A 7236-nucleotide genomic window follows, 5' to 3' on the forward strand; every position below is an offset into this window, starting at 1 on the left:
GCTCATGCGACCTCGAAGACGGCTTCGATTTCCACTGCGGCATTAAGCGGCAGACAGGCGGTGCCGACGGCGGAGCGGGCATGCTTGCCGCGCTCGCCAAGGGCCGCGACCAGGAAATCGGAGGCGCCATTGGCGACCAGATGCTGCTCGACGAAATCCGGCACTGATGCAACAAAGACGGTGATCTTGACCAGCCGCTGGATTTTTTCGAGATCGCCAAGTGCTGCTTTTGCCTGCGCCAAGATGTTGATTGCACAGTACTTTGCGCCTTCCTTGCCGGTTGCCGTGTCGACGTCGCGGCCGAGCAGGCCGCTTGCCTGCAGCTTGCCGTCCTTGAGCGGCAACTGCCCGGCGGTGAACAAAAGATTGCCGGACCTGCAATAGGGCACATAGTTCGCGGCGGGCGCTGCGGCGGCAGGTATCGTCACGCCGAGATCGCTTAGCCGCTTTTCGATTGTTTCACTCATGGTATTTCCCTATTGCTTGGAGACGCCGCGCTGGCCGGGCCGAAATTGCTATTTTTGCCTCGCTTCCGCCACGACTTTTTTTAAGCTGGACCATCTTTACCTGCGGCCTGCCATCAGCTGCGACGATCGGAGCCCCTTATGCGCGCAACGCGCCTTGCCTTCCACGCCGTTCTCGTTCCGGTGCTGTTCTCGATGGCTCCGGCCTTTGCCGTGCCGGCGCTGCAGGCGCATCGCGCCGTCTACGATCTTACCCTCGACAAGGCGTCGGACCGCTCGGGCATCACCGGCATTTCCGGCCGCATGGTCTATGAGTTCAACGGCTCGCCCTGCGAGGGCTATACGGTAAAATTCCGTTTCGTCACCCAGATCGCCACCGGCGACAACACCAGGCTGACCGACCAGCAGACGACCACGTTCGAGGACGCCGAAGGCAAGACCTTCTCGTTCGTGACCAAATCCTTCGTCGACCAGAACCTCGACAAGGAGGTCAAGGGCACCGCCACGAAAGAGACCAAGGGCCTCAAGGTCGACATCGACAAGCCCGAGAAGAACAGCCTGGAACTCGCCGCCACTCAGTTCCCGACCCAGCATCTGGTCGAACTGATCGGCAAGGCCGAGAAGGGCGAGAATTTCTACGAAACCAGCCTGTTCGACGGTTCGGAGGATGCCAACAAGGTGATGACCACCACCGTCATCGTCGGCAAGAAGGCCGAGGGCGACAAGGCCGACCCCGAAGCGCCGGCGCTGGCCAAGCTTGCAGGCGACAAATACTGGCCGGTCGACATCGCCTATTTCGACGAGACCGACAAATCGGGCGAAGAGGTGCCGGAATACCGCATCAGCTTCAAGCTGCACGAGAACGGCATCACCCGCGACCTCACAATGGACTATGGCGAGTTCTCGATGACCGGAAAGCTGGTCAACCTGTCGCTGTTCGATCAGACCAAGCCTTGCCCGGTCTCGAAATAGCAACAATGCGGCGCTGGCCACGGCAGGCTTGATGGCAGTTCCCGATGGCGGTCTATGTCGATGCGGCGATCTGGAAATGGGCCGGCCATCGCTGGTGCCACCTGATGGCCGACGATACGGACGAACTGCATCGTTTCGCCGCCGAGCTTGGCGTCAAGCGTTCGTCCTACCAGGGGCCGCCCAGGACATCGGCGCCGCACTATGACATAACCGGCTTCGAGCGCGACCGGGCGGTGCGGCTCGGCGCCATCGAATGCAGCCGCGAGGAGATCGTTGCGATCTTCAGGCGCGTACGGGTACCCAACGGAAAGGGCCGATCGTGACCCTAACGGCATTCCTGGCTTATTGCCTTGCCATCACACTTGCCGCCGCCACGCCGGGACCGGCGATGTTCACGGTGATCACCAACGGCGTGGCACGCGGCTTCCTGCGTGCGTTCGTCGCCGGAATGGGCATTGCCGCCGGCGATGCCGTGCTGGTCACCCTGGCACTGCTCGGGCTGGTGGCGCTGGCCCAGACCTTCGAATGGGTGTTTCTCCTGTTGAAATACGCCGGTGCGGCCTACCTGATTTTCCTCGGCATCAAGATGTGGCGGGCCGCGGCCGCGCAATCGGCCGCGCAAGGAATCCCCCAAACCGGATTGTCGCGGTCGTTCCTGCTTGGCGCCTCCGTGGCGCTCGGCAACCCGAAGGCGATCCTGTTCCACGCCTCGATCATGCCGCTGATCCTCAACCTCGACACCATGACGTTTGCCGACGGCCTGCTGGTGGTGGCAGTCGTCGTCGGCGCCAATATTCTCACCATTGGCATCTACGCCGCGCTGGCGGGCAGGGCATCCGGCTGGCTCAGGACGCCCGAACGCATGCGGCTGATTAACCGGTTCGCCGGCAGCGCCATGATCGGCACCGGAGCGCTGATTGCCGCACGCTGAGCGATGAAGCACCTCACCGCTTGCGTTTGCAGCGCTTCCCCTCTATATGCGCGCTCATTCCACACACGGACTTTGGTGTCTGCCCGGGAGAAATCCGGCTGAAACCTCCGGTGGCGTTCGAGGACAAAGTCCAAAAATGCCTGTGTCCGTGGAGGCTAACCGGAAAAGGAACTAAGAATGGCACTGCCTGATTTCAGCATGCGCCAGCTTTTGGAAGCTGGCATTCACTTCGGCCACCAGACCCACCGCTGGAACCCGAAGATGGCGCCTTACATCTACGGCGCCCGCAACAACATCCACATCATCGACCTGTCGCAGACGGTGCCTTTGCTGCACCAGGCTCTGAAGCAGGTTTCCGACACCGTTGCCAAGGGCGGCCGCGTGCTGTTCGTCGGCACCAAGCGCCAGGCGTCCGACATCGTCGCCGACGCCGCACAGCGTTCGGCCCAATACTATGTCAACTCGCGTTGGCTCGGCGGCATGCTGACCAACTGGAAGACGATCTCGAATTCGATCCAGCGCCTGCGCAAGCTCGACGAGATGCTGGCCGGTGAGGCCCAGGGCCTGACCAAGAAGGAACGCCTGAACCTCGACCGCGAGCGCGAGAAGCTCGACAAGGCGCTCGGCGGTATCAAGGACATGGGCTCGACCCCCGACCTGATGTTCGTCATCGACACCAACAAGGAAGCGATCGCCATTCTCGAGGCCAAGCGCCTCGGCATTCCGGTCGTCGCCATCATCGATTCGAACTGCGATCCGGACAAGATCGACTTCCCGATCCCCGGTAATGACGACGCGGCGCGCGCCATCCAGCTCTATTGCGACCTGATCGCCAAGGCTGCCATCGACGGCATCGCCCGCCAGCAGGGCGCGCTCGGCGTCGACATCGGCGCCTCGGTCGAAGCTCCGGTCGAACCGGCGCTTGATCCGGCTCCGGCCCCGGCTGCGGACGCTCCGGAAGCTTGACAGTCGAAGGCCGGTTGCGGCCTTCATCATTCTCATATTTGGCACGCTAGACGGACGCATCACCGAGTACCGGTGGTGCGTCGGTGCATTTAAAACAAAGAGGCGACAATGAGCATTTCGGCTGCACAGGTCAAAGAACTCCGCGACTTGACCGGCGCGGGCATGATGGACTGCAAGGCGGCGTTGACCGAGACCAACGGCAACATCGAAGAGGCCGTCGACTGGCTGCGCAAGAAGGGCATTTCCAAGGCCGACAAGAAGGCTGGCCGTACTGCCGCCGAAGGCCTGATCGGCGTCGACTCCGGCGTCCGCGAGGCCGCCATCGTCGAGGTTAACTCCGAGACCGATTTCGTGGCCCGCAACGAGCAGTTCCAGGAGATCGTTCGCAATGTCGCCAAGGTCGCGCTTGCTTATGGCACGACGGAGGCTGTCTCTGCCGCAAAGTATCCGGGTTCGGACAAGTCGGTCACCGACACCATCAAGGACGCCGTTGGCACCATTGGCGAGAACATGAGCTTCCGCCGTTCGGCCAAGCTCACCGTCCCGCACGGTGCTGTCGCAACCTACGTCCACAATGCGGTTGCCGATGGTCTTGGCAAGCTCGGCGTTCTGGTCGCGATCGAGACGACGGGCAATGAGCATGCCGCCAACGCCTTTGGCCGCCAGGTCGCCATGCATGTCGCTGCCACCAACCCGCTGGCGTTGACCGCCGAGCAGATCGATCCGGCAGCGGTCGAGCGCGAGAAGGCGATCTTCGCCGACCAGGCGCGCCAGTCCGGCAAGCCGGAAGCGATCATCGAAAAGATGGTCGAAGGCCGCCTGCGCAAGTTCTACGAGGAAGTCGTGCTCCTCAAGCAGGCCTTCGTGCTCAATCCCGACATCACTGTCGAGCAGGCGCTGAAGGATGCCGAGAAGGACATCGGCGCTCCGGCCAAGATCTCCGCCTATCTGCGCTTTGCGCTGGGCGAAGGCATCGAAAAGGAAGAGACCGATTTCGCGGCGGAAGTCGCGGCGGCGGTGAAGAAGTAGTTTTAAAAATAGCCCCTAAAAGGGCTTCTCAGCTCAGGCAACTCGGCCGGGTGTCCGCAAGGATGCTCGGCCGATTTCTTGTGCGGTGTCGATGAAGGCCCTGAGCTTTGGCGCCGTCGACGCCCTGCGCGGGAAGTAAAGGAAGAGGCCGGGCTCCTCGATCGCCGTTTGCGGCAGGATCTGAACGAGGCGGCCGGCGGCCAATTCCGCGCGCACCAGCGGCTCGAACACATAGGTCAGCCCGACGCCGGCAAGCGCAAGGTCGATCGCGGCCAGCGAATCGGTGACGATGACCGTACCCTTCGTCTCGGCCACCACATCCTTGCCGTCCTCGGTCAGGTCCCAGCGATAGAGTGCGCCGGAGCGCACAAGCCGGTAGCCGATGCAATTGTGGTCCGAAAGATCCGCCACACCGCGCGGACGGCCATGCCGGCCGACATAGGCGGGGGAGGCGACGATCACGGCGTTGAATGGCGGCGTCAGCCGGACCGTGACCATGTCCTGTGCGATCATCTCGCCCAGCCGGATGCCGGCATCAAAACCCTCGCCGACAATGTCCACCAGCCCCTGGTCGGTGAGCAATTCGATGGTCACATCAGGATAGCGTTCAGCCATCGCGGCGGCCACGGGAGTGACGGCAAGTGGAACGGCGATGTTGGGAACGTTCAACCTGAGCAAGCCGGAGGGCCGGCCCTTGATGGCTCGGATGCGGTCCATCCGGTCGGCGATATCCTGGAGGGCAGGGGCTGCCGTGTCCACCAGCGCCTTGCCGGCTTCCGTCAGCGAGACGCTGCGCGTGGTGCGCGCAAACAGCGGCTGGCCGATCCGCTCCTCCACGAGGCGCACCGCATGGCTGACGGCAGATGGGGACATGCCCAGTTCGGCCGCGGCAAGCGCAAAGCCGCCGCGTCGGGCAACGGCGACGATGACAGGCAAATGACTGAGCAGATCCCGGTCCATTCATGCATGATATCGCATAGTCCTTGCGAACACTTCAATCTTCTCGATGCCGACAGGCTGACCCATATTGCCATCACCGATGCACAAAGGAGAAGAGAGATGGATGCCTTGAAACACGCTACCTTCGCCGCAGGCCTTGCCCTAGCGCCGGTCGATGCCGGCGGCGCCGAGCCGTCCGGTTGGCGCGCGCTCGCCGACGAACGCGCCGTCATCCGCATCGCCGACGCCATCGACCGTGCCGTCGATGCGCAGGACTGGAAGCTTGCCCGCTCCTATTTCGCCGAGCGTGTCACCGTCGACTTCAGCAGCCTGTCAGGACAGCCTGCCGCCACCATCCCCTCCGACAATCTGATCGGTACCTGGGCCGGCAACCTCAGGGGCAGCAAGACCAGCCTGCATCTGCGCACCAATCACCAGGTGATCTTTGAGGCGGACGCGGCGACCGTCTCTTCGAACGGCTATGCCTGGAACCGGATGGAAGGCAATGGCGACCCGCTGTGGGAAGTCTGGGGCACCTACGAGCACCATCTGGTTCGCTCCGGGACCGGCTGGAAAGTCGACGGCTTCGTTTTCCGCGCCACGCATGAGCGCGGCAATCCCTGGGTCAAGATGACGCCTGGCCAGTGAGCCGGCGTCAAGAAATCAGGATAGGAAAAACACCATGACCATGAGCTATTACACACTGGGCAACAGCGGCCTGCGCGTCAGCCGGCTGGCACTGGGCACCATGACCTTTGGCACCGAATGGGGCTGGGGCGCGGACAGGGAAACCGCGCGCGCCATGGCCGACGCCTATGTCGAGGCCGGCGGCAATTTCTTCGACACCGCCGACCTCTACACCGGCGGCACAGCCGAAACCTGGCTCGGCGAATTCATCGCCGAGCGAGGCTTGCGCGACAGAGCGGTGATCGCCACGAAATTCACCTTCAACGCGGAGCCCGGCAATCCGAACGCCGGCGGCAATGGCCGCAAGAACATCTTGCGCGCCGTGGACGCTTCCCTGAAGCGGTTGGGCACTGATTATATCGACCTCTACCTCCTCCATGTCTGGGACGGGCTGACGCCGGCCGAGGAGGTCATGCGCACGATGGATGATCTCGTGCGTGCGGGCAAAATTCGCCATGTCGGCCTGTCCGATGTGCCGGCCTGGTATGCTGCCCGCGCGCAGACGATCGCCGAGTGGCGCGGCTACGAGCCGGTGTCGGCCCTGCAGCTTGAATATTCGCTGGCGGAGCGTTCGATCGAAAATGAGTTCGTGCCCTTCGGCACCCGCCATGGCGCAGGAATCATGGTGTGGAGCCCGCTGGCCAGCGGGCTGCTCAGCGGCAAGTACCGGCCGACGCAGGAAGGCCATGCCGGCCGGCTCGACGGCTTTCGCAACACCACTCATCCGGGGTTCCAGAAGTTCACCGAGCGCAACTGGGCGATCGTGGCGGAGCTCGAAAAAGTTGCCGCCGAACTCGGACGCAGCATGGCGCAGGTCGCGCTCAACTGGGTGGCAACGCAACCGGGCATCGCCACCGTGATTCTTGGCGCCACCAAGCTGGCGCAGTTGCAGGACAATCTGGCGGCGTTGGATTTCACTTTACCCGCCGAGCTTCGCGCGCGGCTGGATACGGTCAGCAAGACACCGCCGCCATTCCCGTACGCCTATTTCGGTTCCGACATACAAGCCCGGGTTACCGGCGGCGCCGTGACCGGCGACAAGCCGTTGGGTTATGCGCCGCCGCTGCTGGTCGACGGCGACGCCGTCAGCATCACCAGCAACTGACGGGCCGCGACGGGAAGGCGGAATTGGGCGAGGGGCGCCGCGGGGCATCGCGGCGCCCGTGGTGTATCGGGACTCGGCATAGCGCCCGCGGCGGCGCCCGCGCGCGGGCGGCCGGCCCCGGGTCTGTCTGGTTTACACATATG

General features: G+C 63.3%; 9 protein-coding genes. 7 read left to right on the top strand and 2 right to left on the bottom strand.

Features of this window, described 5'->3' with window-relative positions; translation table 11 throughout:
- Nucleotides 1–2: 2 nt before the first annotated feature.
- Nucleotides 3–467: a RidA family protein gene (locus tag NKH22_RS20120; protein WP_023693441.1), complete on the bottom strand. Its 465-nt coding sequence runs from the start codon at nucleotides 465–467 to the stop codon at nucleotides 3–5.
- Nucleotides 468–605: 138 nt separating this feature from the next.
- Between NKH22_RS20120 and NKH22_RS20125 the strand changes: the two genes are divergently transcribed.
- The 5 genes from NKH22_RS20125 (at nucleotide 606) to tsf (ending at nucleotide 4362) form a co-directional block, all read left to right on the top strand.
- Entirely contained in the window at nucleotides 606–1436 is an 831-nt protein-coding gene (locus NKH22_RS20125) for a cell envelope integrity EipB family protein (protein WP_023671019.1), read from the top strand.
- 44 nt (nucleotides 1437–1480) lie between these two features.
- Complete coding sequence (locus tag NKH22_RS20130) at nucleotides 1481–1759, top strand: DUF4031 domain-containing protein (protein ID WP_023671020.1); 279 nt, start codon at nucleotides 1481–1483, stop codon at nucleotides 1757–1759.
- Nucleotides 1756–2367: a LysE family translocator gene (locus NKH22_RS20135; protein WP_023706228.1), complete on the top strand. Its 612-nt coding sequence runs from the start codon at nucleotides 1756–1758 to the stop codon at nucleotides 2365–2367. Before NKH22_RS20130 ends, NKH22_RS20135 begins: the two co-directional genes overlap by 4 nt.
- Before the next feature lie 177 nt (nucleotides 2368–2544).
- Entirely contained in the window at nucleotides 2545–3333 is a 789-nt protein-coding gene (gene rpsB, locus NKH22_RS20140; RefSeq protein ID WP_023671022.1) for a 30S ribosomal protein S2, read from the top strand.
- 108 nt (nucleotides 3334–3441) lie between these two features.
- Complete coding sequence (tsf, locus tag NKH22_RS20145; protein ID WP_023684688.1) at nucleotides 3442–4362, top strand: translation elongation factor Ts; 921 nt, start codon at nucleotides 3442–3444, stop codon at nucleotides 4360–4362.
- A 33-nt stretch (nucleotides 4363–4395) separates the two neighbouring features.
- On the opposite strand, the gene NKH22_RS20150 is transcribed toward tsf, so the two are convergent.
- The gene (locus NKH22_RS20150) at nucleotides 4396–5322 is read right to left on the bottom strand and encodes a LysR family transcriptional regulator (protein WP_023684689.1); all 927 of its coding nucleotides are present in this window, start codon (nucleotides 5320–5322) and stop codon (nucleotides 4396–4398) included.
- A gap of 99 nt (nucleotides 5323–5421) precedes the next feature.
- On the opposite strand from NKH22_RS20150, the gene NKH22_RS20155 reads away from it, so the two are divergent.
- Both NKH22_RS20155 and NKH22_RS20160 read left to right on the top strand, forming a co-directional pair.
- The gene (locus NKH22_RS20155) at nucleotides 5422–5949 is read left to right on the top strand and encodes a nuclear transport factor 2 family protein (RefSeq protein WP_023734354.1); all 528 of its coding nucleotides are present in this window, start codon (nucleotides 5422–5424) and stop codon (nucleotides 5947–5949) included.
- A 34-nt stretch (nucleotides 5950–5983) separates the two neighbouring features.
- Nucleotides 5984–7093 (top strand): aldo/keto reductase, encoded by a 1110-nt coding sequence (locus tag NKH22_RS20160; protein ID WP_023730118.1) that lies wholly within the window; start codon nucleotides 5984–5986, stop codon nucleotides 7091–7093.
- The last annotated feature ends 143 nt before the right edge of the window (nucleotides 7094–7236 follow it).

The sequence above is a fragment of the Mesorhizobium sp. M1252 genome (assembly GCF_040318265.1).
Taxonomy (GTDB): domain Bacteria; phylum Pseudomonadota; class Alphaproteobacteria; order Rhizobiales; family Rhizobiaceae; genus Mesorhizobium.

What these genes read in the sequence shown, in the direction of transcription:
- NKH22_RS20120 (WP_023693441.1), bottom strand. Translation starts at nt 467, where the DNA reads ATGAGTGAAACAATCGAAAAGCGGCTAAGCGATCTCGGCGTGACGATA.
- NKH22_RS20125 (WP_023671019.1), top strand. Translation starts at nt 606, where the DNA reads ATGCGCGCAACGCGCCTTGCCTTCCACGCCGTTCTCGTTCCGGTGCTG.
- NKH22_RS20160 (WP_023730118.1), top strand. Translation starts at nt 5,984, where the DNA reads ATGACCATGAGCTATTACACACTGGGCAACAGCGGCCTGCGCGTCAGC.
- NKH22_RS20130 (WP_023671020.1), top strand. Translation starts at nt 1,481, where the DNA reads ATGGCGGTCTATGTCGATGCGGCGATCTGGAAATGGGCCGGCCATCGC.
- tsf (WP_023684688.1), top strand. Translation starts at nt 3,442, where the DNA reads ATGAGCATTTCGGCTGCACAGGTCAAAGAACTCCGCGACTTGACCGGC.
- NKH22_RS20150 (WP_023684689.1), bottom strand. Translation starts at nt 5,322, where the DNA reads ATGGACCGGGATCTGCTCAGTCATTTGCCTGTCATCGTCGCCGTTGCC.
- NKH22_RS20155 (WP_023734354.1), top strand. Translation starts at nt 5,422, where the DNA reads ATGGATGCCTTGAAACACGCTACCTTCGCCGCAGGCCTTGCCCTAGCG.
- rpsB (WP_023671022.1), top strand. Translation starts at nt 2,545, where the DNA reads ATGGCACTGCCTGATTTCAGCATGCGCCAGCTTTTGGAAGCTGGCATT.